At 37.5% G+C, this 26006-nt stretch carries 24 protein-coding genes; 14 read left to right on the top strand and 10 right to left on the bottom strand.

Going from position 1 to position 26006, the window contains the following annotated elements:
* The first annotated feature begins 204 nt into the window (after positions 1–204).
* Positions 205–939 carry an SDR family NAD(P)-dependent oxidoreductase gene (locus J2Y40_RS14790; protein WP_153395956.1) on the top strand — a complete coding sequence of 245 codons (735 nt, stop codon included), beginning with the start codon at positions 205–207 and terminating at the stop codon, positions 937–939.
* Positions 940–947: 8 nt separating this feature from the next.
* Positions 948–1454: a hypothetical protein gene (locus J2Y40_RS14785; protein WP_309999755.1), complete on the top strand. Its 507-nt coding sequence runs from the start codon at positions 948–950 to the stop codon at positions 1452–1454.
* A 1-nt stretch (position 1455) separates the two neighbouring features.
* On the opposite strand, the gene ligD is transcribed toward J2Y40_RS14785, so the two are convergent.
* The 3 genes from ligD to J2Y40_RS14770 form a co-directional block, all read right to left on the bottom strand.
* Positions 1456–3330, bottom strand: a complete 1875-nt coding sequence (gene ligD, locus J2Y40_RS14780) for a DNA ligase D (protein WP_309999754.1) — start codon at positions 3328–3330, stop codon at positions 1456–1458.
* A gap of 71 nt (positions 3331–3401) precedes the next feature.
* A complete protein-coding gene (locus J2Y40_RS14775) occupies positions 3402–4007 on the bottom strand; it encodes a DNA polymerase ligase N-terminal domain-containing protein (RefSeq protein WP_153395950.1) in 606 nt (201 codons plus the stop codon).
* The gene (locus J2Y40_RS14770; RefSeq protein ID WP_153395948.1) at positions 4007–4792 is read right to left on the bottom strand and encodes a Ku protein; all 786 of its coding nucleotides are present in this window, start codon (positions 4790–4792) and stop codon (positions 4007–4009) included. Before J2Y40_RS14770 ends, J2Y40_RS14775 begins: the two co-directional genes overlap by 1 nt.
* Positions 4793–4933: 141 nt before the next feature.
* On the opposite strand from J2Y40_RS14770, the gene J2Y40_RS14765 reads away from it, so the two are divergent.
* Complete coding sequence (locus tag J2Y40_RS14765; RefSeq protein WP_153395946.1) at positions 4934–5503, top strand: Crp/Fnr family transcriptional regulator; 570 nt, start codon at positions 4934–4936, stop codon at positions 5501–5503.
* 136 nt (positions 5504–5639) lie between these two features.
* Positions 5640–6908 carry an adenylosuccinate synthase gene (locus J2Y40_RS14760; protein WP_309999751.1) on the top strand — a complete coding sequence of 423 codons (1269 nt, stop codon included), beginning with the start codon at positions 5640–5642 and terminating at the stop codon, positions 6906–6908.
* A gap of 124 nt (positions 6909–7032) precedes the next feature.
* Here J2Y40_RS14760 and J2Y40_RS14755 read toward each other — a convergent pair whose 3' ends face one another.
* The 4 genes from J2Y40_RS14755 to J2Y40_RS14740 all read right to left on the bottom strand — a co-directional run bounded on the left by J2Y40_RS14755 (position 7033) and on the right by J2Y40_RS14740 (position 12798).
* The gene (locus tag J2Y40_RS14755) at positions 7033–8079 is read right to left on the bottom strand and encodes an acyltransferase (RefSeq protein WP_153395942.1); all 1047 of its coding nucleotides are present in this window, start codon (positions 8077–8079) and stop codon (positions 7033–7035) included.
* A gap of 77 nt (positions 8080–8156) precedes the next feature.
* Positions 8157–9911 (bottom strand): aspartate--tRNA ligase, encoded by a 1755-nt coding sequence (aspS, locus tag J2Y40_RS14750; RefSeq protein WP_309999749.1) that lies wholly within the window; start codon positions 9909–9911, stop codon positions 8157–8159.
* A 200-nt stretch (positions 9912–10111) separates the two neighbouring features.
* Complete coding sequence (locus J2Y40_RS14745) at positions 10112–12298, bottom strand: S41 family peptidase (protein WP_309999747.1); 2187 nt, start codon at positions 12296–12298, stop codon at positions 10112–10114.
* A 227-nt stretch (positions 12299–12525) separates the two neighbouring features.
* Positions 12526–12798 carry an ankyrin repeat domain-containing protein gene (locus J2Y40_RS14740; protein WP_409017709.1) on the bottom strand — a complete coding sequence of 91 codons (273 nt, stop codon included), beginning with the start codon at positions 12796–12798 and terminating at the stop codon, positions 12526–12528.
* Between the two features lie 160 nt (positions 12799–12958).
* Between J2Y40_RS14740 and J2Y40_RS14735 the strand changes: the two genes are divergently transcribed.
* From J2Y40_RS14735 to J2Y40_RS14705, 7 genes are all read left to right on the top strand, one after another.
* On the top strand, positions 12959–14353 hold the full coding sequence (locus J2Y40_RS14735) for an MATE family efflux transporter (protein ID WP_309999742.1): 1395 nt from the start codon (positions 12959–12961) through the stop codon (positions 14351–14353).
* Between the two features lie 210 nt (positions 14354–14563).
* Positions 14564–16048, top strand: a complete 1485-nt coding sequence (locus tag J2Y40_RS14730; RefSeq protein ID WP_309999740.1) for a hypothetical protein — start codon at positions 14564–14566, stop codon at positions 16046–16048.
* Positions 16049–16296: 248 nt separating this feature from the next.
* On the top strand, positions 16297–16932 hold the full coding sequence (locus J2Y40_RS14725) for a hypothetical protein (RefSeq protein WP_309999738.1): 636 nt from the start codon (positions 16297–16299) through the stop codon (positions 16930–16932).
* A gap of 389 nt (positions 16933–17321) precedes the next feature.
* Positions 17322–18029, top strand: a complete 708-nt coding sequence (locus J2Y40_RS14720; protein ID WP_153395928.1) for an SMI1/KNR4 family protein — start codon at positions 17322–17324, stop codon at positions 18027–18029.
* A 16-nt stretch (positions 18030–18045) separates the two neighbouring features.
* The gene (locus J2Y40_RS14715) at positions 18046–18498 is read left to right on the top strand and encodes a hypothetical protein (protein ID WP_153395926.1); all 453 of its coding nucleotides are present in this window, start codon (positions 18046–18048) and stop codon (positions 18496–18498) included.
* A 187-nt stretch (positions 18499–18685) separates the two neighbouring features.
* Positions 18686–20893 carry an ATP-binding protein gene (locus J2Y40_RS14710; RefSeq protein ID WP_309999734.1) on the top strand — a complete coding sequence of 736 codons (2208 nt, stop codon included), beginning with the start codon at positions 18686–18688 and terminating at the stop codon, positions 20891–20893.
* A 2-nt stretch (positions 20894–20895) separates the two neighbouring features.
* On the top strand, positions 20896–21525 hold the full coding sequence (locus J2Y40_RS14705; protein ID WP_153395922.1) for a response regulator transcription factor: 630 nt from the start codon (positions 20896–20898) through the stop codon (positions 21523–21525).
* Positions 21526–21600: 75 nt separating this feature from the next.
* Here J2Y40_RS14705 and J2Y40_RS14700 read toward each other — a convergent pair whose 3' ends face one another.
* Entirely contained in the window at positions 21601–22167 is a 567-nt protein-coding gene (locus J2Y40_RS14700) for a hypothetical protein (RefSeq protein ID WP_309999732.1), read from the bottom strand.
* Between the two features lie 225 nt (positions 22168–22392).
* Here J2Y40_RS14700 and J2Y40_RS14695 point away from each other — a divergent pair, with 225 nt between their 5' ends.
* Positions 22393–22956, top strand: coding sequence for a hypothetical protein (locus J2Y40_RS14695; RefSeq protein WP_309999729.1), 564 nt, complete (start codon positions 22393–22395; stop codon positions 22954–22956).
* Between the two features lie 290 nt (positions 22957–23246).
* Positions 23247–23360, top strand: a complete 114-nt coding sequence (locus J2Y40_RS14690) for a 30S ribosomal protein THX (RefSeq protein ID WP_082377253.1) — start codon at positions 23247–23249, stop codon at positions 23358–23360.
* Between the two features lie 53 nt (positions 23361–23413).
* On the opposite strand, the gene J2Y40_RS14685 is transcribed toward J2Y40_RS14690, so the two are convergent.
* Complete coding sequence (locus J2Y40_RS14685) at positions 23414–24067, bottom strand: DUF937 domain-containing protein (protein WP_153395916.1); 654 nt, start codon at positions 24065–24067, stop codon at positions 23414–23416.
* Positions 24068–24202: 135 nt separating this feature from the next.
* Positions 24203–24712, bottom strand: a complete 510-nt coding sequence (locus J2Y40_RS14680) for a DUF2480 family protein (protein WP_062702342.1) — start codon at positions 24710–24712, stop codon at positions 24203–24205.
* 135 nt (positions 24713–24847) lie between these two features.
* On the opposite strand from J2Y40_RS14680, the gene lpxB reads away from it, so the two are divergent.
* Positions 24848–25960 (top strand): lipid-A-disaccharide synthase, encoded by a 1113-nt coding sequence (lpxB, locus tag J2Y40_RS14675; RefSeq protein ID WP_153395914.1) that lies wholly within the window; start codon positions 24848–24850, stop codon positions 25958–25960.
* The last annotated feature ends 46 nt before the right edge of the window (positions 25961–26006 follow it).

Genomic DNA, 26006 nt, shown 5'->3' with positions numbered 1-26006 from the left:
GCAAAGCTCACCGCGCCGGATTTTTTTATTAAAAAGAATTTAAAGAGAAATAACCTGATTAGAGATATAGAACTCTGTATTTTGAGAATCTTAATTGAAACCTAACAGGTTTCTAAAGCCTGTCGGGTTTAGTTGGTATAATCGGATGTATATTTAAGACTGTTCTATTTCATCCAATAAAAACAAATAAAATATCTTTGTGGAATGAATCAGAATACAGGCAAAAACGTTCTCATTTTAGGAGCCAATTCAGATGTGGCCAAGCAGTGTATAAAACAGTATATTGAAAAAGGATTTTCAGTAATGGCGGCTTCACGGGATACCAGATCACTGGAGAAATTTGTGACAGAGAACAGTCTGGATGCTTCAAAAATCAGAATTTTGTACTTTGACGCTGTGGATTTTGATTCTCACCAGTCATTTTATGACAGCCTTCCTGCAAAACCTCATATTGTGGTGTATGCTGCCGGATTTTTAGTGGATAATGAAAAAGCATTAAAAGATTTTAAAGGAGCCAGCCAGATGATGCAGGTTAATTATATGGGGGCGGTATCTATCCTAAACATCATTGCAACGGATCAAAGCAATAGAAATCTGGAAAGGATTGTCGGATTGTCTTCGCTTTCCGGAGTAAGGGGAAGAAAAAGCAATTTTGTATATGGAAGTACGAAAGCTGCATTTACCCAGTATTTAGCAGGGTTACGACAGGAGCTTGCTTTCAGAAAAATTATTGTAAATGTTTTGGTGATTGGCTACATCAGAACCAAGATCAATGAAGGGCTGCAACTGAATGAATCTCTGATTATGGAACCGGACTATGTAGCGAAATTCATTGTGAATGCTGGAAATACCTTTACTATTGTTCCCAATTTTAAGTGGAAAATTATTTATTTGATTTTGAAAATATTACCGGAAAGCCTGGTCGCAAAACTTCCTTGATTTGTATTATGAAACTATTGCTATCAATTTTTATTTTAATACCCTCTTTATGGTTTTCACAACAGAACCTTGAATGGAGTCGCCAAAATAGGTTGTCATTTGATGATTTTAAGGGTGAAATTGGTATAAGTACGGCAGCTGCTGTTTCTTCAGTCAGTATAAAATTCAAAATCTTATCACAATCTATTTGGACAGGAAGAATTAAAGTTAAAATATATGCTGATTTTGATCAATTGTCATCTTGGGTAAAACCTGAGTATAAAACACTGCAACTTTTAGCCCATGAGCAGGGCCATTTTGATATTGCGGAAATATTCGCAAAAAAATTGCAGAAGAAAATAGATGTCGAGATCAAAGGTTCACAGGACTTTATAGAAAAATTTCAAAAAACATATGATGATATGTATAAAGAGCACCTTGAATTTCAGGATAAATATGAAATTGATACAGACATGGGCAGGGACTTTAAAAAACAGGAAGAGTATAGTAAATTAATTAAAGAAATGCTTTATTAATTTATGGCTGCAACAATTCCAATGTCTTCATCATATCAATTCCCTTTTCCAGAACGGGTTTAAATAAATCTCCCTTCTCTTTAATCCTTTCAAGCGCATTATGAATATTGAAGTCAATAGGTTTCAATCCAGGTTTCAGTTCATTCCATTCCAGCGGCATAGAAACAGCGGTTCCTTCTTTAGGCCTTAAACTATATGCGCTCGCTAAAGTCTGTCCTGTTCTGTTCTGCAGATAATCGAGATAGATTTTTTTATCATCTCTTTTCTGAAGACTTCTTTCCAGAGTAGTGATTTTGGGAAGTTTTTCATTTACCTGCTTCATCAGGATGTGTGCAAAATCTTTTACCTGTTCAAAATCATATTTCCCATCCATCGGAATATAAATGTGGATTCCTGTGCTTCCGGAAGTTTTGCAATAGCCTTTCACTTTAACGGATTTTAAAACTTCATTTACCTGCAGGGCCGTTTCAACTACATCATCAAATGTGTTCTTTTTTGATGGGTCAAGGTCCAGAACAAGATAATCAGGATGTTCCAGGTCGGGCAGGGAACTGTTCCATGGGTTGAGATCAATACAGCCTAAATTATTCAGATAAGCCAGAGTTGCTTTGTCATTACAGTAGATATAATCAATATATTTATCATTGGATTCCGAGTAGACCTGTGTCGTTTTGATCCATTCAGGAATGCTGTCACCGGCATCCTTCTGATAAAAGCCTTGCTCTTCAATGCCGTTCGGAAAACGGTTCAGAGACAAAGGCCGGTTTTTAAGGTAGGGAAGGATATACGAGGCAACAGACTGATAATATTCTATCACATCCCCTTTGGTAATACCATCTTTTGGAAAATAAATCTTATCCTGATTGGTAAGTTTTACCTTATGCTTATTTAGAGTAATTTCTTTTTCAGAATTTTCAGTTTTTTTTAACGGACTTTTGGCTTTCATTATTTTTGGATGTTTGCAGTTTGAACTTAATTTATTTTCAGCCTCTGCAATTTCTTCGGGCTCTTTGTCTTCCCGGAGAGTTACAAAAACAGGATGGCGGTAGATGCCGTCTTTGGTGATTTCCGAATATTTAATTTCACAAACCAGCTCAGGTTTCGTCCAGATAACAGGCATATTGGTTTTAGGAATCGTTTCAAACGGAGAGGTTTTTATAGTCAGTTTCTGAAGCTGTTGGTGAAGCTGTTTTAATGATTCATTGTTAAAGCCGGTTCCTGTATGACCGCAGTACTTAAGTTTACCATTCATAAATTTTCCTAAGATCAATGCACCGAAGCTCTCACGTGAACCCCTCGGCTCTGTAAAACCGCAGATGATAGCTTCATCTGTATTGCTGAACTTTATTTTCAGCCAGTCACCGGTTCTGTGATTTTCAATATATCGGCTATCTGCTTTTTTTGCGATCATCCCTTCAAGTTTCATTTTTTTCATCTGTTTAAAAAAGGCAGTTCCTTTTTCCGGAATATGATCACAATATTTAATGATTTCTGTTTCTGTTAAAGCTTCTTTAAGCAGTTCCTTCCGCTGCAGAAGGGGAAGATCTTCGGTGGAATAGCCGTTCAGCCAAAGAAGATCAAAGACCTGATAAGCCAGAGTCTGCTCAGGATTGTCTCCGATCTGTTGTAATAGCTGAAAACTAGGTCTTCCGTTATGATCATAAGCCACAATTTCACCATCCAGAATCATCTTATATTTCTGAGTGCTGAAGTCTTCTGCGATTTTTCCGAATTTTGATAAAAACGAAATTCCGTTTCGGGAATAGAATAAGGGGTCATCATGGCTGAGGTCTGCAATGGCTCTATAGCCGTCCCATTTTATTTCAAAGATCCATTTCTCATCATCAAATGCTTTTTCAGATGATTTGGCAACCATTGGTCTGATGAAGGATTTAAGCTTCTTCTCATTCGTTAGGGAATTAAAGTTTCTGAAGCTTTTTTCTGAAGTTATGACTTCTTTCTTCCGTTGTTTTTTAGGCTTTTTTTTTCCTCTAAAAATTTCGTTACCAAAGATTTGGGTGAGGTGTTGTCTTCCGCATCATAAGAACTCTCTGCAAATTCATCTTTATGTTTAATCAGCAGCCAAGCATTGTCTTCTGTGTTTTTCATTTTAACGAGGGCAAACTCACCCTTCAGTTTTTTTCCGTGCAAAATAAATTTTAACGAACCGGCGTGAAGTTCTTTTAACAGCTCCTTTTCATCAGACAGTTTAGAGTTTTCTTCCAGAGGTTCGTAGGTCCCGCTGTCCCAGACTTCTACCTGTCCGGCACCGTAATTACCTTCCGGAATATTGCCTTCAAAGTCTTTGTAATCATAGGGATGATCCTCAACCATCATCGCAAGACGTTTATCTTTCGGATCGAGCGAAGGTCCTTTCGGAACAGCCCAGCTTTTCAGTACGCCTTCCATTTCCAGTCTGAAATCATAATGAAGTCGCGTTGCGGCATGTCTCTGAACTACAAAAATAAGTTTGTCTATGCTTTTTTTTGTTTTTCCTTTCGGTTCGCTGGTTTCATCGAACTTTCTTTTGTTGTGATAATCTTTAAGAGCCATCAGGATGCGGATTTAGATTTAGAATGCTGTAAACTTGCTTTTAGCTGAGCCATCAGGTCAATCACTTTGCCTTCTTTGGCAGGTTCAGCTTTTGGAGCTTTTATATTTTTACCTTTTGCTTTCTGCTTAATGATCTTCATCAGCTCATCAGAATAGGTGTCTTTATACATTTGAGGATCAAAATCCTGTGAAAGCTGCTTGATAAGGCTTACGGCCATTTTCAGCTCGGCAGGCTTTGGAGTTTTTTTAGCAGGTATTTTCAGGTCCGCGTAATCTCTGATTTCCTGATCAAACCTCAGACGATTCAGAACAAGGATGTCATCATTATACGGACGGATAAGCCCGATGGCCTCACTTTCACGAAGCACAAAAGTTCCTATCCCGGCCATTCCGGTTTCTTCAAGAGCTTTCAGCAGAAGCCTGTAAGCATTTTCACCATTTTTCTGTGGCTCCAGATAATAAGGGGTTTCAAAATAAACACTGTCTACCTCATCTTCCTTTACAAACTGGTCTATGGAAAGTATCTTTGTTTTTTCCGGATTTGCTGCTGCGTAGTCTTCATCGTTCAGAACGATGTACTGATCATCCATGAGATAACCTTTTACAATGTTTTCCCATTTCACTTCTTTTCCCGTATTTTCATTTACTCTTTTGAATTTGATGTTAGAAAAGTCAGATTTGTCGAGCATATCGAGGTCCAGTTTACTGGTTTCGGTGGCGGAGTAAATTTTAACGGGAATATTTACTAAACCGAAGCCAATGGCGCCATTCCAAATTGCTTTCATTGTCTTACGTTTTTAAAAATCAATCAATTAGCATGCCGATGAAAGCGCGTGTGGTACATTTTCTATCCTTTATTGCCAAATGGCAATGGCTTTTACAGCGGGTTTTTCTACCTTTAAATTTCCAAAGGACTCTTTTTTAATATGAAAGAATTGTTGAATTATATCCGGAAATTCGGAATACTGAATGAAAGAGAAGAACAGCTGATCGTTGAAGGGCTTCAGGAAACGGTCATTCAGAAAGGTGATGTTTTCGTAGAAGCCGGAAAAGTCAGTCGTAAGATTGCTTTTGTGAAAGAGGGTGTATTCCGTTCTTTATATTATAATAAGCAAGGTGATGATTTTACCCGTTTTTTTATTTATGAAGGCCGGTTTATCGGAGATTTTCACGGATTTGCCGATCAGGTTCCGTCCAATGAATATATTGAAGCTATCACAGATGCCGTTCTGTTGGAGATCAATTTTGATCATTTTAAAATGTTGGAAAATGAAATTTCAGCATGGCCTGTTCTTTTTTCAAAGCTTCATGCCTTTGTTGCCGAAAATAAGCTTAAAGTAGCCAGTACCATGCTCAATCTGAATGCAAAATCCCGGTATATCCATTTTCTGGAACATTATCCGGGCCTGGCGAACAGGGTTCCTCAATCCATGCTGGCTTCCTATCTCGGAATTACTCCTTCTTCATTAAGCAGGATAAGAAGAAATATTCTTTAAATAGACATTCCGAAGGTATAGTATTTGTAACTTTCATCCTCCCTCTTCCGGCTTTCTTCTTAAAAAGAACTTTTTTGCCAAATGACAATGGCCGCCTTTTATAACGATCATAGCTTTGTACCATAAAATTTTAAATATGGATATTGTATTAGGATTGCAGTGGGGAGATGAAGGAAAAGGAAAGTTTATAGACCTCATCAGCGAAAACTACAACATTACAGCACGTTTTAACGGTGGAGCGAACGCAGGGCACAGCATTGAGAGAAATGGCAAAAGAATCACCCTTAAATCAATTCCTTCGGGGATTTTTATGAAGGGATTACAGAATGTTGTCGGAACGGGGGGAGTTTTAGACCCGGTAAGCCTGAAAAAAGAGATTCTGAATCTGCAGTTATTTGATGAAAGCATTCACCCGGAAAACAATCTGGTTATCTCCCGAAAGGCCCATTTCGTACTTCCGACCCATAAGCTTCTGGATGTTTTTATGGAGGGAAATCCGGATTATACTACGATAGGAACTACCAAAAACGGCATTGCACAGGCGTATTCCAACAAGATTTTAAGACAGAACTTAAGGGTGGAAGATATGTATTCCCAGGATTTTAAAAATAGAACAGAGCAAATCTTAAAAAGAGATTACAGATTTCTTGCCGGAGGAGATATGATATTGCCTTCTCTTGAAGAGATCAGCAGCGAATTTTTTGATGCAGTGGATTTTCTTAAGAAATTTAGATGCACAGATACGGAAATCTATCTGAATAATGCTTTATCTGAAGGGAAAAAGATCTTGGCAGAGGGCTCCCAGGCAGTAATGTTGGACATTGATCATGGAACTTATCCTTACGTTACCTCTTCCTCAACTACGGCAGCAGGGGCATGCAGTGGATTGGGTGTTTCCCCGAAAAAAGTCGGTGAGATCTATGGTATTGCTAAAGCCTATTGTACAAGAGTAGGAAACGGAGTATTTCCAACGGAGATCTTTAATGAAGAGGGAGAAAAAATAAGAACTATAGGCCATGAGTTCGGTTCCAATACAGGACGGCCCAGAAGAATAGGCTGGCTTGACCTTCCTGCTTTGAAATATGCTGTGATGGTCGGCGGAGTTACCCAGCTGGTTCTTACAAAGGCAGATGTTTTGAGCGGAATGAAGTCAGTCGCTATTTGTACTCATTATGAACTGGAAAACGGAAGCATGGAGTCCGTTTCAGGCAGGCTTTCTGAAAATATAAAACCTGTCCTTAAATGGCTGAAAGGCTGGGATGCCGATGTTAAGGCAATAAAAAGAATTTCAGAATTACCGGATGAATTAAAAGAATTTATTTCCTTTCTGGAAGAGGAACTGAAAATCCCTGTGGCTTATCTTTCTACCGGACCGGGGAGAGAGGAGATTTTGAAAATGAAGTAAATTTCCTGTAAACGGAACTTTCTTTTAATAGAACTGAAGACATTTTCAAGATCAACATTTTAGCGGGTATTCTGGCAGTTCTGAAGTATCTTTTTGTATAGGGAGATTTTTACTTGAATAAAGTCTAGTTGGGAAATTTATTTTTCAGTTTTAAAAATCTTTTTTCAAAAAAATAGTAGCTCAATATGGAAATAATATAGGCCAATCCAAAGCTTAAAATAAAGCTGAGGATAATGCTGGTATTTTTTAAATAGTAATGAATGATTAAAAAACAGGTGGGATGGTAAACGTAAAGTCCATAGCTTATCTTCCCTGTAAAGCTGAATAAATGAGTGTTGAGGAGTTGTTTTATCCTGTTTTTTGAATCAACAGATACGATGAAAGCCACAAAACTTGTATAGACAAGCCCAAGTACTAGATGCCTTATACTATTATCGAGCAGAGAGTAGGAACCATTTTTAAAAGTAAGGTAGAATAAAGGAAACAATGATATGATAAAAGCTGCAAAGAATTTTTTTGAGTTGCTGCTTATTAATTTATTCTCCCGTTCCAGGATGGCCAGAAATGAACCCAGAGCCAGCTCATCTAATCTTGCGAAAGTAAATAGAGATTCTTCAATATTATTTTTAATAAGAATAACCCTTGTTAAAAAAGAAAGGATGCAAAGGAATAAAACGGTCCATTTAATCTTTTTTATCGGACAATAATAGAGAATTAACGGCCAGAACAGATAAAAGTGTTCTTCTACAGCCAAAGACCAGTAATAATTAGGGCCAAAATTATCCCATCCAAAGGTCATAGCAAAATTCTGTGTAAAAGTCCAGTACCAGATTTGTTCGGAGAAACTGGCTAAATGCCAATCCGAAACCAACGGAAAAATAAAATAATAGATGAAAAGAAATAAAAAATATAGAGGGAATATTCTTAGGGCTCTCCTTGTATAAAATGATTTGAAATAAGATGTCTTTTCTTTGGTATTCAGTAATATCCGGGTAATGAGAAATCCTGATAATACAAAAAATAACGAAACACCTGTTTTTCCGAAAAGGCTAAGCTTTATGATAGAGCTGGAGCTGTCAATATTCTGAAAAAAATGAAAAAACATTACCATGATAACGGCAACTGCTCTTACACCGTCTAATTCATTGTAATGTTTTAGCTTTATATTCATTTCTTTTTAATGAAGAAAGAAAGTTAATTTGTTGGTTTTTATATTAAACCAACAAATTAACTGTTTTTTGATAAGGTTTATGCTTTTAAATTCAGCTTAATTTCCAATTCATCCAGCTGTGCTTCTGCAATGGAAGCCGGAGCATCAATCATCACATCACGTCCTGAATTATTCTTAGGGAATGCAATATAATCTCTGATTACTTCATTTCCGTCAAGGATCGCCACTAAACGGTCAAATCCGAATGCTAAACCACCGTGAGGAGGTGCTCCGTATTTGAATGCATTCATCAGGAATCCGAACTGTGCTTCTGCTTCCTCTTTGGTGAATCCTAAAAGGTCAAACATTTTAGACTGAAGGTCTTTGTCGAAAATTCTGATAGAACCTCCTCCGATTTCGTTTCCGTTAAGAACCATATCGTAAGCGTTGGCTCTTACTTTACCGGGATCAGTTTCAATCAAATGAGTATCTTCAGGCTTAGGAGAAGTGAAAGGGTGGTGCATCGCGTGGTATCTTCCGGTTTCCTCGTCCCATTCCAGAAGTGGGAAGTCTACAACCCAAAGTGGAGCGAATTCATTTCCTTTTCTTAATCCCAAACGGTTTCCAAGCTCCATTCTTAAAGCAGAAAGCTGAGCTCTTACCTTATTTTCATTTCCGGATAAGATTAGCATTAAATCGCCTTCCTTAGCTCCGAATTTCTCGATAATCTTTGTTAAATCTTCTTCGTTATAGAATTTGTTTACCGATGATGTTTTCACACCGTCATTCTGGAATTTCGCCCAAACCATTCCTGAAGCTCCGATCTGCGGACGTTTTACCCAGTCAACAAGCTCATCGATCTGTTTTCTTGTATACTCTGCACATCCCTCTACATTGATTCCTACAACAAGCTCAGCTTCATCAAATATTTTAAAATCTTTTCCTTTTACCAGTTCGTTCAGCTCTACGAATTCCATTCCGAAACGGATGTCCGGTTTATCGTTTCCGTATCTTCTCATCGCATCGGCAAAAGTCATTCTTGGGAAATCTCCGAACTCTTTTCCTGTAATATCTTTTAAAAGGGTTTTGGTCATTCCCTCAAAAACATTCATAACGTCTTCCTGCTCCACGAAAGCCATTTCACAGTCGATCTGTGTAAATTCCGGCTGTCTGTCCGCTCTTAAATCCTCATCACGGAAACATTTTACGATCTGGAAATATTTATCCATACCGCCTACCATCAGAAGCTGTTTGAATGTCTGTGGAGATTGCGGAAGGGCATAAAACTGTCCCGGGTTCATTCTGCTCGGCACCACAAAGTCTCTCGCTCCTTCCGGAGTAGATTTGATCAGTACTGGTGTTTCCACTTCAATGAATCCTTCGTCTGAAAGGTAATTTCTAACCTTCTGAGCCATTTTGTGACGGAAGATCAGTTTATCTCTTACCGGTGCTCTTCTGATATCCAGATAACGGTATTTCATTCTCAGTTCCTCGCCGCCATCTGTTTCATCTTCAATAGTGAATGGGGGAAGCTGAGAGTCATTAAGGATTGACAGTTTTTCAACTAGAATCTCAATTTCTCCTGTCGGAATATTAGGGTTTTTGCTTACTCTTTCAATTACTTTTCCGGTAACCTGAATCACAAATTCCCGGCCTAATTTTTTAGCCTCTTCCATCAGCTGCGCAGAAGAACGCTCCTGGTCCAAAACCAGCTGGGTAATTCCGTAACGATCCCGAAGATCTATCCAAATCATAAATCCTTTATCACGGATAGTCTGTACCCATCCTGAAAGTGTAACTTCTTCATTTAGATTTTTCAGAGATAATTCTCCGTTGGTGTGTGATCGAAACATAATTATTTGTTTAAAGTTCAATGATTAAGATTCAAAGTCTGGTTTTTCAGAGTTTGATTATCGGACTTTGAATTCAGGGTGCAAAGATAGGATTTTTGAAAGTTTTATAAACAAAAAAACTCCCTTTCGGAAGTTTTTTGAATTTGTTTTGTGGTAAAATGAAGCGTGCAGCCTCAAAATTGGTCTCAAAGACTTTAAGATCAGCTTTTGATCCATTCAAGTGCTTTGTCCAGTACCTCATCTTTATTATTTTTGATTCCCTCAACAGTAGGTTTTACTTCTACATCGGGAACAATTCCTATTCTCTGGGTTTCTTTTCCATCCGGATAATAGATGCCGATACCGCTGATCATGGTGCTGATATTTCCCGGAAGAAGAATTCTCGAAACATTTCCGTCTGCACCGGCAGTTGTAGATCCGAAAACCTTGGCAGTAGGAGCTGTTCTGAAAGCCATAGTATGATATTCAGCACTGCTCTGGGTAGTTTCATTGATCAGGATGGCGATTTTTCCCTTATAATAATCAGCACCATTCCCATCTACTGCAAGATTTGGAGTAAAGGTGAATAGACCTGGCATCTGATTGGTAGTCTGGGTAAATTTTACAAAATCGGTAGAATTCTGCTTCAGCAGTTTTCCCATAGAGAATACAACGAAATCAGGCGGATAGCTTCTGAAATCAATGACAATCCCTTTCGTACCTTTCATCTGCTCGAAAATTTCCGGAAGTTTTTTGCTGTCTGAGCTTCCCATATAGAAATAACCCGTTTTATCATCCAGCATTTTAAAGAACTCTCTCGTCTCTTTTTTAGGATTCAGATCCTTAAATTCATAGGTTTTTATCGTTTTGCTTTCTGATTTTCCGTTTCTTGAAATTTTAACGGTTACGGTCTCTACATTGCTTTTCAGAAGTTTTTTGGCAATATCTCTGAGCTGGGTAGGATAGTTGGATGCCGGAGTAAGTTTCAGCATCTCTTTTACGATTTGGGCAACAGACTTTCCATTGACTTCGGTGATAATATCTCCGGTCTGTAATCCTGTCTCAGCGCCCAATTGATCATTGTGAAAACCATTTACTACCGCTTTATTTTCGGCAAATACAAGCTTTACAGGAGAGTACCTTGCTCCAAAGTGTTTTTCCAGGGCTTTATTAGCTCCCCATACATTGGCATGAGTGTCATGGATTCTTGCAATGATTTCTAAAGTGGAAAGCGTATACTCTGTTTCATTTTTGGAATCTGCAAACTTCGGAATAAATTCAGATAAAACCCCTTTCCAGTCTTCCTGGATAAGATTTTTGTACGGAAAAGTATATTGAATGATATTCCAGTATCTGTACAGGGAAAGAAGACGGAAGCCTGCATCAGGATATGTACTGTTCTCATAAGGTTTTTCACGCTCAAAATCAGGATTTCCTACCCCTTCATAGAAATCCAGATAATAATTGGCTTTAGGCCTTTTAGCATCTTTTAGCTGGAGAAGAAGATCAGAAAGTTCTTTTGAAAATCCTGAATTGGTAATCCAGTTCAGATCCGGAGTGATCTTTACGTTTTTGGAATCAATAGCTATTTTTTCAGTCTGAAAAGTTCCCAGTCCTTTAATCCATTCTGTAAGGATTTTGTCTCTCTCCTGTGCTGAGGTTCCGCTGATTTTTGGAAGGATTCTGAAAAGCTCATAATCCCAGTTGTATTTTCCTTCAGCAACATTGGGATGGTAATATTTTAAATATCCCCAAATGAGGCCAAGGTTCTTTAAATTATCAAGATTCTTTTTGCTTAGATCAATACTGCTGATTTTGGAGCCATTGTCAAATTCTTTATCAAGATCGGCATTGAATTGTTTTTTCTGGAAAACGGCCGCTTCCTGGATATCTTTGCCGTCTATGGTAATTTTAATATCATCAAACCAGGCTTTCCCTTTACCTGTTAAAAGTGTACCGATGAAGATCTTTTTGGTTTCTGCAGGAGACAGATCAAGGGTGGTTTCGTATTTCGTCCAGGGTGTAGTGCCTTTGATGCCTTTATCCTGCATATTATTGAATCCTATTTTCGGATCGATGCGCATCCAGAATCCGGCAAACCCTTCAGTTACATTTTCTGTTTTGATATAGCCGGAAATAGTAATTTTCTTTCCGGCATAATTTTCAGGAAGAATACGCATCATGCCTACCATATCAGCTTTTTCCGGAGCTTCTGCCAAAACAGAATATTTTCCTTCATATTTTTCCTTTCCATCTATCGAGATCGTTGATTTTCCTCCATCAATAATAGTCCATGATTTCGGAAGGTTATTTTCATTATTTTCAAAATTCAGATTGTCAATTTTCGTTTGGCCTTGATAGCTGGCGAAAAACAGAAGCGCAAGAAATGCTGTAATGTTTTTTTTCATGGTTTTAATTTTTCCCAAATCTAGGGAGTTAAACAGGTTATATGCTACACAAAACGCTTTTTTTATGGAAATATTATAATTGTAGATTTTCTTTTTAAGGAAACTTTAACAGATATGTGCCTAATGGGGGAATTTTTGATCATATGATGTATAATCCAGATGAATCACATATATAAAAATTCCCGGATGTTCGTTATCCGGGTACAATATAGGTGATGTAAATCAATTTATTCTAAAATTTTGATGACCTCTGGTTCGTCATATTTCTTTGCATAATCCAGAGCGGTGTATCCTCTTTCTGTTTTAGTATCTTTTTGGGCTCCTGCTGCCAGAAGTTTTTTTGCCATTTCTGTATTCCCATATTTTGCAGCGAACATCAATGGGGTTTTACCGTCACAGACACTCTCCAGATTAGCCTTTTCTTCTAAGAGTTTTTGAAAGACTTCCTTACTGTTCATTTTAATGGCCAGTGACAGCAATGAATAGGAGGTATTCTCTATTTTGGAACAGCTGTTAATGTGTAAATATTTATTGTATTACGATAATAAATTGTTGTTGTTTTATTTTTGGATAATAAAAAAGTATTCTTTAAAAACTTTTCATATGCTAAGTATCATTCAGTTTTGAATCAATATTTTTGCTTAAAATAAATCCGGCAGCATGTCAAAATATATCAGTTTTATTAAAAAAGCATTAAGCGGAGAGGAGGCAGACTATACAAAAGCAGACATAAGAAGTGCTGTACTTCTTTTAGCCATCCCAATGATGCTGGAAATGGCGATGGAATCTGTTTTTGCACTGGTTGACCTGTATTTTGTAGGCCATTTAAAAGAAAGCGGCTATGCAATACAGACGGTTGGCCTTACAGAATCTGTACTTTCTGTGATGTACTCCATTGCGATTGGGATGAGTATGGCGGCAACTGCTTTGGTAGCCCGAAGAATTGGTGAAAAAAATCCGGAGAAGGCATCCAGGAGTGCGGCACAGGTTCTGTTGGTATCATTTGCTGTTACTTTTATTCTGAGCATACTGGGTGTGGTCTTTGCCGAAGAAATCTTAATTCTGATGGGTTCAAAACCGGAAGCTGCAGCTTATGGAAAGGATTTCACAAGGATTATGATGGGAAGCAGTGTGATTATTATGCTTTTGTTTCTGATCAACGGGATTTTCAGAGGCGCTGGAAATGCTGCCATTGCCATGAAATCCCTCTGGATTGCCAATATTGCCAATATTATCCTGTGTCCGGTACTGATTAAAGGTTTCGGGCCTATTCCTGCTATGGGACTGACAGGAGCAGCTCTGGCTACTACAATCGGAAGAAGTATCGGGGTTATTTATCAGCTCTATCATCTTTTAATTGCAGATACCCAGATCAGAATCAGGCTGTCTTATTTTAAGCCACAGTTTGAGCTGATAAAATCTATTGTGAAAATTGCAACACCCGGGATTTTTCAGTTTGTGATTGCTTCATGCAGCTGGATTTTTCTTGCTCAACTGGTTGCTACCACGGGTGGAGAAGATGCTTCCGCAGGTTATCAGACGGCTTTGAGGCTGATGATGTTCTTTATGCTTCCGGCCTGGGGGCTGAGTAATGCAGCGTCTACGCTGGTGGGACAGAATATGGGAGCCGGGGAAATGCTGAGAGCAGAACAGTCTGTGATGAAAACCGTAAAGTATAACGTCATCTTCATGCTGGCAGTAAGTCTCATTTTTTTCCTGTTGGGAGATTTTCTGGTAGGATTTTTTACCCAGGAAACCGAAATTAAGGCTTTTGCTAAAAATGCACTACACATCATGAGTACCGGCTTTATTTTCTATGGAATAGGAATGGTCATGATCAATGCATTTAACGGAGCCGGAGATACCTGGACACCAACATGGGTGAATTTTTTCGGATTCTGGCTGTTTCAGATTCCGCTGGCCTATTTTCTTTCGAAACATATGGAAATGGGACCGAAAGGCGTCTTTATATCTATTCCGGCAGCCGAAACTTTAATTACGATTGTCGCTTTTATTCTGTTCAAAAAAGGAAAATGGAAAATGGTGAAAGTATGAGTAAGACAGAAGGAGGAAAGTTTTTAAAGATTAAGATGATAGTTTAAGCTCAATATATTTTTTAAATTAAAACAGGGAAAACGGTTGTTAATATATATTGACAGCCGTTTTTTATTTTTTGTCCCACCTGAAATATGGCTGATAACCGGGATTGTCTTATGCTTCAATTCTCTCTAATATTGATTACTCAGATGAATAGAATTTTGAAGCATGAAAATAACCCTATTTAGTATCTTTTGTATGCTGGCTTCAGTGGCAGCCTGTACACAGGAAAAAAAAGATAATTCTCAGTTAATTCCTTCAAAAACAAAAACCATAAACAATGTTCCGTTTTTAACGAAGCAGAATGATTTTATTTATGTGGATAAAACAAGTCTGAAACCTGTTAGCAATCAAAAATTCCGGAGTGCGTCCATATTTACTTCTACAGGTTTTGCCGTTGTTGAAAATGAAAAAAATGAATATGCTGTTATAGACGAAAATGGAAAAACAGTTCTGGATTTTTCAGCCATCCCAATCGGTCTAAATGTAGTAAACGGACTTACATTTTATAAAAAAGATATTGAATACGAAAAGAAAATGCCTGCCTGGAAATGGGATTGGAATATCTTAGGAGGGGGTATCAAGAAAGAACAAACGTATCATAAAATTGAGATCGGAGTTGTAGAAACGAAACAAATCTTACTTGATAAAGACATTCCGTATCTGGAGGATAGTTATTACCTGAATTTTGTTTCGGTAGATGAAAGCCATGTTTTCTGGAACGAAACCCTTTACGAAATCAAACAAGGCCGTTTACATAAAACGGAGCAGAATATTGCTGAATTACTGGAAAATAAACGCTTTATCAAAGCTTCCAATGCAACTTTTTCAATGTATGTTTTGGATCAGAAAAAACCAATTCACAGCGGGCTGAAAGGAACTGAAACACTTTTAATGCGGTTTGGAAAGGAAACCATAATGCTGAATGAGGTCAATAAAGAACGATATAACCCGGAAGTTCCTAAGCTTTTAGCAGATAACAGAAACGATGAGGTTTACCCTTTTCCACAATATGAAAAGGCATTCCCAAAAGAAATTACAAAGGCCACGGCTTCACAGATCGATTTTATAAAGAAAACTTCTCTGGTGTACTCCATAACGAATTCACCTTATTTTTTGCTTGGTGTTTTTAATTATGATCATGATATCTGGGCGTACGACTGGCTTTATATTGATACCCAAGGAAATGTTACAGATTCTATTGATACGTATAATTTCAAGGTTCTGGATCAGGTCGGAAACCTGGTCTGGCCCGACAGAAAAATGATTTTACCCAATCAGTTCAATAACAAAAACTGGAAATTCGGAAAGATAAACTCTTATCAAGGGATGAATAACCTGTATCTGATTCGGGTTGAAGACGAAAAACAACGGAGAACCATGGGCTTGTGGAATAGTCATGACAAGGCCTGGGAGATCAGGCCAGAGTATCATGCGATCTCGGTTCTGGATACAGAAAAACAGATCTATACACTTCAAAAAGAGGAAAACGGATTGTATACACTTTATGACAACAAGAATAAGAAAAGTATAGGATCAAAAAGTTATACCTCCATTAATTCGGACGGACAGGTGAGTGTTAAGCTTAATTCAGGGCAAACCATTTATTACTATATTGACATTGCTTCAGGAAAAGAATACAAAGAGAATTAAATAACCGGAGAATTCGGGTTAAGGAGTTAAAAGGTAAAAGGTTGGAAGATGGAAGAAGGAGGCTGGAAATTACTTTTAGTTATACATATTGAAAGCTACCAGAAAATCAAATTAAATAAAAACAGATCAATATTTGTTCTTAATGACTTTCAAAACTTCCCTCTTCCATCATCCAGCTTCAAACCTGCATCCATCAGATTTTTTATTCCGAACTGAGGTTAAATAATACATTGAAAAAACATTAGACTATGATTTTTAGAAAGCTTTTACCTGTTGGCGCTTGTATTGTAAGTGTACTATCTTTTGCCCAAATGCGGACAGGAGTATATTTTTCTTCAGATAAAAAATACAAGGAGATTATTGATGAGGTTGGAAATCCATTATCAGGAAATCCGGTGATGATTGTGCAGGCATTTGTCCCTAACAATGGAAGTTATATTTGGTTTCTGAACGAAAGCAAAGCTAAAAGTCCCACTTATTTAGGGGAGAATCCAAAAGATTTACACGCGGGTATTTTTCTGGAAGATCATGGCGGATTAATTCCACAGGTAACCTTTAAAGACTTTTCACAAGGTCTGGCCCAGCCCAGATATCTGATCAATTTCTGTGAAATAGGTGATGCCGACAAGAATGGTTTCCCTGAGTTTTATCTTACTTATTTTGAAGAATCAGACGGTCTGGACGCAAAACCTCTTAAGGTGATTATTTACACGAATATGGGTGGTAAAACATTATCAAAATCAAAAATTACCGGCTGGATCCCGTTTCAGGAAGAAGATCAGTATCGTGAAGTAAAAGATACCAACTTCAGCTTATTGCCCAAAGAGATAAGGCTGAAAGCTGAAAAAATATTAAAAGAAGCCAGAAAAGAAATGAATTATTGAAAGGATTTCAACCAATGCATAAAAAACCACTATTATCAGGGATATCTTCATTCATCCTCTTTTAATACCTTTAAACTCAAATTTTTATTAGAAAATAAAGCGGTAAAACCTCTGGCAGTACTTCATTATAGTTAATGCCGGCTATTCACCCTTAGATAGACATTAATTTTTATAACTTTTATAGCTTTCTTTTTCACCCCGGATTAAAATGAAAAATTCTTATTTCGAACAAACACACAGTAATAAAGAATGGGTAAAAACAGTAACAAAATAAAACTGAGTGAAGAAGAAGCTGTAAAAGTAATAGTTGATCTTGGCAGGATTGTCGTCTCACTGGACAAAATAAAAAGTTATATTGTATAAAAATCAATAAACAAAATAGTATAAGAATGACCACTTTTCAAGATTTAGAAAAAGAATTTAATTTTACCTACCCTGCGCTTTACAGACAATTATACGATGATAAAATGCTTGATTGGGGTACGGAAGGAAGCGGTTGGTACACCCATGTTTTTCCCACTCTAAAGGAAAATCCGCCTTTGCTTCTGTTTGGGAATGATATTGAAATCTGGGATCCGGTGGCTTACCCTGGCGCAATCAGGGAAATCATTAACCACGAAATCTACGATATCAATCCCATATACAAAATGGTTCCTTTTGCGAAAAATGGAGCCGGCGATTTGTATGTTTTTCAATTGGATATGGAAGTCAATGGTGAAATTCCGGTTACTTTTTTTCCACATGACGATTCTGAAGCTGAAATTTTAGCCAAAAACCTACAGGATTTTATCTTCAGACAGCTTCTGGAATCTTTAACCGAAATGGATGAATATTCTATGTTTGAAGGGGATTCTGAAGACGAAATCAAAAAGAATTTACACAATCAGCTGAGAACCCACCGTAAATATTTAACATCTAATCAGATTGAAATATTAGAAGGGATTTATCAACGTGATATTTTTGAATATACCTACAAAGCACCGAATGGCCGCGAATTTGAAGCAGAAGGTCTGCTGACTTTTGACGAACTTGAAAAGCTCATTCAGAAGGAAATCGCCTTTGAAAAATTAAACACAAAATTTGATTATACAGAGTAAATAGATCAATAAAGCTATGAAAAATACTTTTGTTTTCCCATTTTTGTGCCTCATTTTGGTTATGACCTTTAGCTGCAAAGATCCTGAACGAAAAAAAACAAATGTTCCGAATGATCTGAAAAATACGCATTGGATTGTTGATGCAGGCGGACTTATTAAGCCGGATGGTGAGAAAACTTATGATCTGTCACCAAGAATAGACACTGCTTTGATTTTCAATTTTCACGCAATCAACTTTTTGGATGACGAAAAATTTGAAAGTTATGATAGCTGGGAATGTGGAAACGACTGCTTTACTGAAATATACGGAAGATATTATTTAACGGAAGTCAACCGGATAGAAATGGAAGTTGATAGTATAAGACAGTCAGGAACCTGTGAAGCACCTGTAAAGATTTTCAAACCAGCAGAAACCATGGCTTTTACTATGGTGAAACAAGGGAAACAGCTACAACTTATGAAAAAATAGATGACCTAAGAGTTAATAGCTGCCTTAAAATTTCTAAAACGACGGACTGCTCAGAATGATTTTTGAAGTGAAGAAGCGGAAAGGCAGGAATCTTTCACCCAAGAACATGGCTCAGAAATAGATCACGGGTATTTTGCCTATATTTACATTCTTTACGATAATAAAATTTAATAGAGATAAGGATTTGATGCACAGGTTGTTATTTATATGGATTGTACTGGTTTTTCCGTTTTTTGCTCAGGCACAGGATGCTGTAAGCAGATTGGAAAAGGAATATAACAATGCTTCAGATAAAACAACAGAACGGTTAAATCTGGCTCCCAAATACGCCAAAGCATTATTTCTACATAATGACAAAGATCAGTCATACCGGATTTTAAAAGCCAATATTCCCGTCGCAATAAAACAGGCTGATGGAAAGTATGCCACCATTCTATATGCTGTTCAGGCGATGAATTACAGGCTAGACAATAAAGAAGCTGAATCGTCAAAAAGTCTGGACCTGGCAAAAATATATAGCTTAAAAACAGATAATAAAGAAGCTAAAGGTTATTTTGAATATGCAAAAGGATGGGTTTTAGTACGTAACAATAAAACGACCGATGCCGTTGCCGCTTACCTGAAATCTATCGACTATTACGAAAATTCACCAACAACTTCTACTCTGTATGGAAGATTTGCTACCGTAGTTAAAGAATTGTCCACCATTTATTCTAACCTGAATGAATACCAGCTGGAAGAAAAATACAGCAAACAGTTTCTGGTGCTGGCATCCAAACAGAATGATCCCAACCTTATCTTCGATGCGTATATGCGGATGGGTTACGTGTACGAGCAAAAATATGTGCAGAGTCTATCAAATATTGACTGGAGAAATAAGGCAGAGCAGTACTATCTGCAGGCGGTTACCACTTTCAACAAAAGCAAGGATGTGATGCCCAATAAGAGTAATCTTTCCTATGCAGCCATCAATTTAGCCAACTTGTACACCAGTTTTGACAAAGAAAAGGCAATGAAATATGCCCAATTAGCAAACAAGGTAAGTCTGGAAACCGGCGATGCCATCCATATTGCCTCTTCATTTGGAATTCTGGCAGAGCTGGCCATACAGGATAAAAATTATGATTTAGCTAAATCTTACTTTCTAAAGGCTTCCATGGAAATTGGTAAAAGCCCTGTGAGAGATCACAATATAGAACTGTCAATTCTTGAATCTCTGTCCCAAATCAGCGAAGAGCAGGGTAATTACAAAGAAGCTTTGGTTTATTATAAAAGTTATGTAGATAAATACAAAAGCGTTTACGATCAGGAAAAACTGGATATAACCAAAAGGCTGGAATCGCAGTTTGAGAAAGAACGGCAGGAACAGAAATATATAAAACTGCAGCTGGAGAGTGATAAAAAGGCACAGCAGATCAGGTTAATCAACATCCTTAGAGCACAGCGTGAACAGGTTTATAACAACTTAAAACTGGTAGAAGAAAATCAACGGGAACGGCTGAAATTTTCAGAGCTTGAATCCGAAAAAAGAGCACAACAGCTTCGTTTGGCAAAATTAGAAACAAGGCAAAAGAACAACGACATCAACAACTATAAAAAGCTGTTAGCCTTCAAAGAAAAGATCAGTACTTACTATATTATTTTTATTGTGGTTTCCATTGTTCTGATCATCTTATTGCTGTATGCCTATAAACAAAGGGCGAATTCACTGAAGCAAAGAGATGAACTGCATGCTCTGGCCATGGAAAAAGAAAAGCAGAATTCAAAAATATCAACACTTACGGCATTGCTGGAAGGGCAGGAACAGGAGCGTGGCCGTCTGGCTCGTGATCTTCATGACGGACTGGGAGGTTTACTTTCAGGAACCAAACTTCAGTTGTCCTCTTTGAGTCCCCATCAATACGGAAATATAGAAGAAGGAATTTCAAAATCAATTACCCAGATTGATGGCGCCGTAGAAGAATTGAGACGGGTCGCACATAATTTAATGCCCGATTTACTCATGAAATACGGTCTGGAAACAGCCATTAAAGAGTTTGCTTCCCGCATGTCCAACAGTGCGTTAGACATCCATACTGAATTGATCGGTTACACCAATTCAATATCAGAAGAAAAGCAGCTGATCCTGTACAGGATTATTCAGGAATTGGTCAACAATGCCATAAAACATGCTGAAACTTCAGAAATTATTATTCAGATCAGTGAAGAAGAGAATATTTTAAATCTCACAGTAGAGGACAACGGCAAAGGTTTTGATCCAGCCAGTTTAGATGTGAGAAAAACAGCTGGTTTCCATAATATAGAGTCAAGAGTTCAGTTTTTAAAAGGAACGATGAACATCAGGTCCGAACTGAATATTGGCACCAGCATAGAACTTCAAATACCTATTCATTAAACATGATAAAAGTAGCTATAACAGACGATCATCCGCTTCTATTGGAAGGGCTGAAGAATATTTTAGGAAACAGTGATACCATAGATGTGGTAGATTGCTTCAGAAACGTTTCAGAAATGAATGAAGGTCTGGCAAAACAGGCTGTCGATATTTTGCTTCTGGATATTAATCTGGCAGATACCAACAGTATTGAACTCATCAAACCTTTAACGAAAAAATACGAACGCCTTCAGATTATCATGCTCAGCGTTCACAATGAACTGCCTGTAATCAACAGTACTTTGGCGGAGGGTGCTTTGGGATACATTCAGAAAAATGCTTCAGTTTCCGAAATTTTGGAAGGTATTAATACCGTTTATACCGGTCAACAGTTTTTATGCTCGCAGACAAGGTCTGTTTTGGAGAAAAAATCACCGGACGGATTGAGTCAGGTTCCGAAACTTACCAGAAGAGAAAAGGAAATTTTGGCTGAAGCCGCGAGAGGACTTACGACCAATCAAATGGCAGAAAAGCTTTTTATCAGCCCGCATACCGTAGAAAGCCACCGGAAAAATCTTATTGAAAAATTTCAAACCGCCAATCTGAGCTCAGCCATTAAACTGGCCATAGAATACGGTTTGATTATCGAATAATCTAACAAAAAGGTCTGCTTACATCGTAAAAGCAGACCTTTTTTATATAAAATCAAATAATTAGGTGTCTTATTATTAATCTTTGAACCTCAATGCAGCCTGGAACAGGTTTTTCTTTCCTGTTAAATCATATTCGTCATTATATACAGGCTCGTACATTAACAGATAAACTCTCCCGTCAAAATCTTTTAAATTGATAGGCTGATCTACCAGCACATCATAAAATCTAGTAATCGTGCGGGTACCCGTCCATTGCTTTAAGCTGCCTTTAGGGTTTTTATCAAATCTGTGATCTTTAGCATCGGTGTAGTACCAATATGACGGTGCCTGATCCATCAAAAACATTTCTTTGTCCTTATTATACAGTTCCTCTGCCATACCCGTATTCTGAAACCATGGAACTTCAGCATTGTAAACACCTAAAGCCGCTGCGTAAATATCCTTATTTGTGGTAGCTCCCACTAAAAAACCTTCAAGATCCGTAGAAGTAATTTCAAATTGGAAAGCTGATTTTTTCAGATCATAAACATCATTGACAGGCTTGATTACTTTTCCGTCCTGTTTGATAACTACTTTCAGCGACTGTGCAAAAGTTATTACACTTAATAAAGAAAAAAGGAGGGTTAAGCTTATTTTTTTCATGGTATATCTTTTAAATAACTGCTGCAAAGATATTGGACTTTGGTTCCATAAACACTGGCTGGTTTCAGGGGTTTTTCAGCTGGGTTAGCCTTGCTGAATTTAGATCAGTAGCCGATAAAATGCCTCATACAGGTCAGAAATGGCTGAAAACAGGGATATATTGAACGGGGTATTTTAGACAATTTTACAAACAGTAAATCAAATATTGTAAATTATTTTATAAAAATGAAAAATGTAATCATCAGTTTTTCTGTAGTGATCGCTTTTCTGGCTGCCTGCTCACCTTCTGCAGAAAGAAAAGTAAATAAAACAGATTCTGCGGAAATAAAAAAAACAGATACAAATGCTGTACTTATTCCGGCAAAGGAGACAGTAGCAGACCCAGAGCTGCCGGGCGACTTTTCAACATTGGTTCCTATTGATGTATTGAACAGTAAAAGTACCAATGTATATGAGAAATATGGAATAGAGTTCTCTGGCAATTGTTATTCATGCGATCTGGCAAGCCTATCTGTGACAAAGAATAAAATGGTATGGACCAACGTCTGCGATGAAAAAGATATTTTCGAAATCAATGATTTTTCATTCTCTAATGAGGGAAACAAAACGATTCTAAAAACACCGGAAAGAACTTATATTTTAACTCAGATAGATAAAGCCCCCGTTTATGAGCTTGTTATGGAAGGACAGAAACTGGAATTGAATAACAAAAGAATATCCAGGTATTTTACCACCCAAAAAGCTCTGTCACTTTTCAAAGAGCATGACTGTGGCGATTTTGAAGGATAGGGAAATTTTTAAATAGCTTTGGTTTAGGAAAGGGATTCTGATGGATGAAGCTTGAAGATAAGTAATAGGTAATGAGTAATAAGTGATAGTGATGATCAATATCTGTAACTAAAAATAATTTCCAACCTTTTAATCCAGACCAAATAAATAGATTTTCCGCTAAACGGGGTAGTATTAAACTTCCATCCTCCTGCTTCCATCTTCCCTCTTTTATAAAAACTTTAACAGCTTTATTCCCTGTGTTTTAAGTGGTTTTTTGTAAATTCGTTTCAATCAAAAAATACTTTACTATGGGAAAAGGAGACAAAAAATCAAGAAGAGGTAAGATCAATTCGGGAAGCTATGGAAAAAGAAGACCGAGAAAATCTTCTAAACGTGCTGCTGAAAACAAAGCAAAGTCGTAAAAGCAAAAAGGCCGGAGAAATTTCTCCGGCCTTTTCTAGGTATACAAATTAAATTATTTTCCTCCTAAAATATTTCCAAGGATACTGCCTAAGCCGCCACTTTGCTGTTGGTTGTTTCCACCTCCAAGTACGCTTCCTAAAATGTCATTTAACGGGCTTCCTGAAGATTGGGATTGTCCTCCTCCTAAAACACTTCCTAAAATGTCATTCAAAGGATTAGACTGTTGAGCCTGAGCCTGGTTGGATGCATTTCCAAGGATTCCTCCTAAAAGATCTCCCAAACCACCTGCACCTACATTGCTCTGCTGCTTTTCTTTTCCGATATAGCCCATTACAACAGGAGCTAACATGGCAAGGATTGGTCCTATTTTGTCAATGGAGATTCCTGTATTCTGAGAAAGTTGGTTCTCTACAGTGCTTTTTTGCCCGCCAAAAATATGGTCAAGGATAGATCCGCCTTCTGCCTGTCTTGATTCGATCTGTGAAGCGTCATTAAGGATACTTCCATCGTGGTCTTTATCCAGAGCGTTGTTCAGGGCTTCTGCTTCTTTGGAGTCCTGTGATTTGTTTCTGAGATAAGAAATAATCAGAGGGGCAGCGACTGCCAGTAAAGCAATAATCTGGTTTCTGCTGATTCCAAATTTATTTTCAGCCTGTTCAGCAACCTGATTGCTGGTGTTCCCTGTAAGTAGGTCAATTAAACTCATGTTTGTGTTTATTTAATTATTAAGTGAACCAAAGTTATCAAAAAATATGCCTGATAAAATTTCTAAGCTTCATAATTATTGTTAAAATTTAGAATTATTAGAAACAGGCAGCCTGATGTTCAGATTTCTGAAAAATTAATTCTTTACAATTGGCACATTAGAACAGGCTTCACCAAACATTAAAGATTTTACAATAGGCTTTAGCTGCTCAACCAATTCAATATAGGCATTTTCCGGGATCTCTTTATCTGAACAACCCTTTACTAAAACTCTTTTTCCTCTCATTTCATCAAAATCATAGCGCTGAATAGCATTATGCATCAGGATAACTTCAAGATCTTCACGGTTTCCGAAAACAATTTTTTTGGTAACATCTGTCAGTTTAGCTGTCAACAAAAAATAGGCCCAGAGAGGAACAATAGCTTCTGCGGAATTATAGATATAAACATAGGCGTCACGATATTCTTCAACATCAATGGCTGCCACTTTTTCGCGGAAATCCTTTTCCTTAAGAATCATTTCCATAAACAGGAAATCTTTAAGGTCAATCCCTTTTCTTACGCCTTTCGGAACAAGATCGGTAAGGTCAAAATTGATTAAACCACTTTCCGCAACTTTATTTCGGATTTCAAATTCTTCTGACATTTTTATCATTATCTTTGAGCAAATTTACAAATTAGATCTATACCAGACTTAATTTGTTCTCTATCTTGATCATAGATAACCTCCCATGATAAAAATGGTGTGAAGGTTGTACAAATAAAAAAGATTTCGAAAGAAATGAAATATTATGTTATTGCAGGTGAAGCTTCCGGAGATCTGCATGGAAGCAACTTAATGAAAGCCCTTAAACAGAAAGATCCTGATGCAGAATTCAGGTTCTGGGGTGGAGATCTTATGCAGAAGCAGGGCGGAACAATGGTGAAACATTACCGCGATCTAGCGTTTATGGGGTTTCTGGAAGTTGCCATGAACCTGAGAACCATTCTAAACAACATCAAATTCTGTAAAGAAGATATTAAGAATAATAAACCTGATGTACTCATCCTGATTGATTATCCGGGATTTAACTTAAGAATTGCAAAATTTGCAAAAGAGCTCGGAATTAAAGTCGTGTATTATATTTCTCCTCAACTTTGGGCATGGAAAGAAGGAAGAGTAGAGATTATTAAAAAATACGTGGATGAAATGATGGTGATTCTTCCATTTGAAGAAGATTTCTATAAAAAACACGGAGTACACTCTCACTTTGTAGGACATCCATTGCTTGATGCGATTTCTACGCTTCAGGACATTAGTATTGAAGATTTTAGAAAAGAAAACGGACTGAATGAAAAAGAAATCATCGCCCTTCTTCCCGGCTCCAGAAAACAGGAAGTGGAAAAGATGCTTGAGATCATGCTTTCCGTAAGGCCGCATTTTAAAAATTATCAGTTTGTGATTGCCGGTGCTCCAAGTCTTCCGAAGGAGTTTTATCAGAAATATGTAGATGACAATGTGCATTTTGTCTCCAACAGAACTTATGATCTGCTGAGATGTTCCAAAGCAGCGCTTGTTACTTCAGGAACCGCCACTTTAGAAACCGCATTGCTGAATATTCCTGAGGTAGTATGCTACCGCGGAAGCCGTATCTCTTATGCGATTGCGAAAAGGCTTGTAAAAAATATCAATTACATTTCCCTGGTCAACCTGATTATGGATCGGGAAGTGGTAAAAGAACTGATTCAGAATGATCTTACTACCAAAAATCTGGTGAGCGAACTGAATAAAATGCTGGGAGGAGAAACAAGAGAGAAAGTACTGAACGATTATAGTCTTTTAAGAGAAAAGTTGGGTGGAAAAGGGGCCAGCGATCATGCTGCAGAAGTAATTATGAAAGTACAGAGATCATAATTATGGAATAGATATTTCAGAGCAATTTGTTAATAATACTGTGAGT

It is taken from the genome of Chryseobacterium sp. 2987, from assembly GCF_031456375.1.
Taxonomy (GTDB): domain Bacteria; phylum Bacteroidota; class Bacteroidia; order Flavobacteriales; family Weeksellaceae; genus Chryseobacterium; species Chryseobacterium vaccae.
This window is presented reverse-complemented; position numbering and strand designations above follow the sequence as displayed.

What these genes read in the sequence shown, in the direction of transcription:
- J2Y40_RS14790 (WP_153395956.1), top strand. Translation starts at nt 205, where the DNA reads ATGAATCAGAATACAGGCAAAAACGTTCTCATTTTAGGAGCCAATTCA.
- J2Y40_RS14785 (WP_309999755.1), top strand. Translation starts at nt 948, where the DNA reads ATGAAACTATTGCTATCAATTTTTATTTTAATACCCTCTTTATGGTTT.
- ligD (WP_309999754.1), bottom strand. Translation starts at nt 3,330, where the DNA reads ATGGTTGCCAAATCATCTGAAAAAGCATTTGATGATGAGAAATGGATC.
- J2Y40_RS14775 (WP_153395950.1), bottom strand. Translation starts at nt 4,007, where the DNA reads ATGGCTCTTAAAGATTATCACAACAAAAGAAAGTTCGATGAAACCAGC.
- J2Y40_RS14770 (WP_153395948.1), bottom strand. Translation starts at nt 4,792, where the DNA reads ATGAAAGCAATTTGGAATGGCGCCATTGGCTTCGGTTTAGTAAATATT.
- J2Y40_RS14765 (WP_153395946.1), top strand. Translation starts at nt 4,934, where the DNA reads ATGAAAGAATTGTTGAATTATATCCGGAAATTCGGAATACTGAATGAA.
- J2Y40_RS14760 (WP_309999751.1), top strand. Translation starts at nt 5,640, where the DNA reads ATGGATATTGTATTAGGATTGCAGTGGGGAGATGAAGGAAAAGGAAAG.
- J2Y40_RS14755 (WP_153395942.1), bottom strand. Translation starts at nt 8,079, where the DNA reads ATGAATATAAAGCTAAAACATTACAATGAATTAGACGGTGTAAGAGCA.
- aspS (WP_309999749.1), bottom strand. Translation starts at nt 9,911, where the DNA reads ATGTTTCGATCACACACCAACGGAGAATTATCTCTGAAAAATCTAAAT.
- J2Y40_RS14745 (WP_309999747.1), bottom strand. Translation starts at nt 12,298, where the DNA reads ATGAAAAAAAACATTACAGCATTTCTTGCGCTTCTGTTTTTCGCCAGC.
- J2Y40_RS14735 (WP_309999742.1), top strand. Translation starts at nt 12,959, where the DNA reads ATGTCAAAATATATCAGTTTTATTAAAAAAGCATTAAGCGGAGAGGAG.
- J2Y40_RS14730 (WP_309999740.1), top strand. Translation starts at nt 14,564, where the DNA reads ATGAAAATAACCCTATTTAGTATCTTTTGTATGCTGGCTTCAGTGGCA.
- J2Y40_RS14725 (WP_309999738.1), top strand. Translation starts at nt 16,297, where the DNA reads ATGATTTTTAGAAAGCTTTTACCTGTTGGCGCTTGTATTGTAAGTGTA.
- J2Y40_RS14720 (WP_153395928.1), top strand. Translation starts at nt 17,322, where the DNA reads ATGACCACTTTTCAAGATTTAGAAAAAGAATTTAATTTTACCTACCCT.
- J2Y40_RS14715 (WP_153395926.1), top strand. Translation starts at nt 18,046, where the DNA reads ATGAAAAATACTTTTGTTTTCCCATTTTTGTGCCTCATTTTGGTTATG.
- J2Y40_RS14710 (WP_309999734.1), top strand. Translation starts at nt 18,686, where the DNA reads ATGCACAGGTTGTTATTTATATGGATTGTACTGGTTTTTCCGTTTTTT.
- J2Y40_RS14705 (WP_153395922.1), top strand. Translation starts at nt 20,896, where the DNA reads ATGATAAAAGTAGCTATAACAGACGATCATCCGCTTCTATTGGAAGGG.
- J2Y40_RS14700 (WP_309999732.1), bottom strand. Translation starts at nt 22,167, where the DNA reads ATGAAAAAAATAAGCTTAACCCTCCTTTTTTCTTTATTAAGTGTAATA.
- J2Y40_RS14695 (WP_309999729.1), top strand. Translation starts at nt 22,393, where the DNA reads ATGAAAAATGTAATCATCAGTTTTTCTGTAGTGATCGCTTTTCTGGCT.
- J2Y40_RS14690 (WP_082377253.1), top strand. Translation starts at nt 23,247, where the DNA reads ATGGGAAAAGGAGACAAAAAATCAAGAAGAGGTAAGATCAATTCGGGA.
- J2Y40_RS14685 (WP_153395916.1), bottom strand. Translation starts at nt 24,067, where the DNA reads ATGAGTTTAATTGACCTACTTACAGGGAACACCAGCAATCAGGTTGCT.
- J2Y40_RS14680 (WP_062702342.1), bottom strand. Translation starts at nt 24,712, where the DNA reads ATGTCAGAAGAATTTGAAATCCGAAATAAAGTTGCGGAAAGTGGTTTA.
- lpxB (WP_153395914.1), top strand. Translation starts at nt 24,848, where the DNA reads ATGAAATATTATGTTATTGCAGGTGAAGCTTCCGGAGATCTGCATGGA.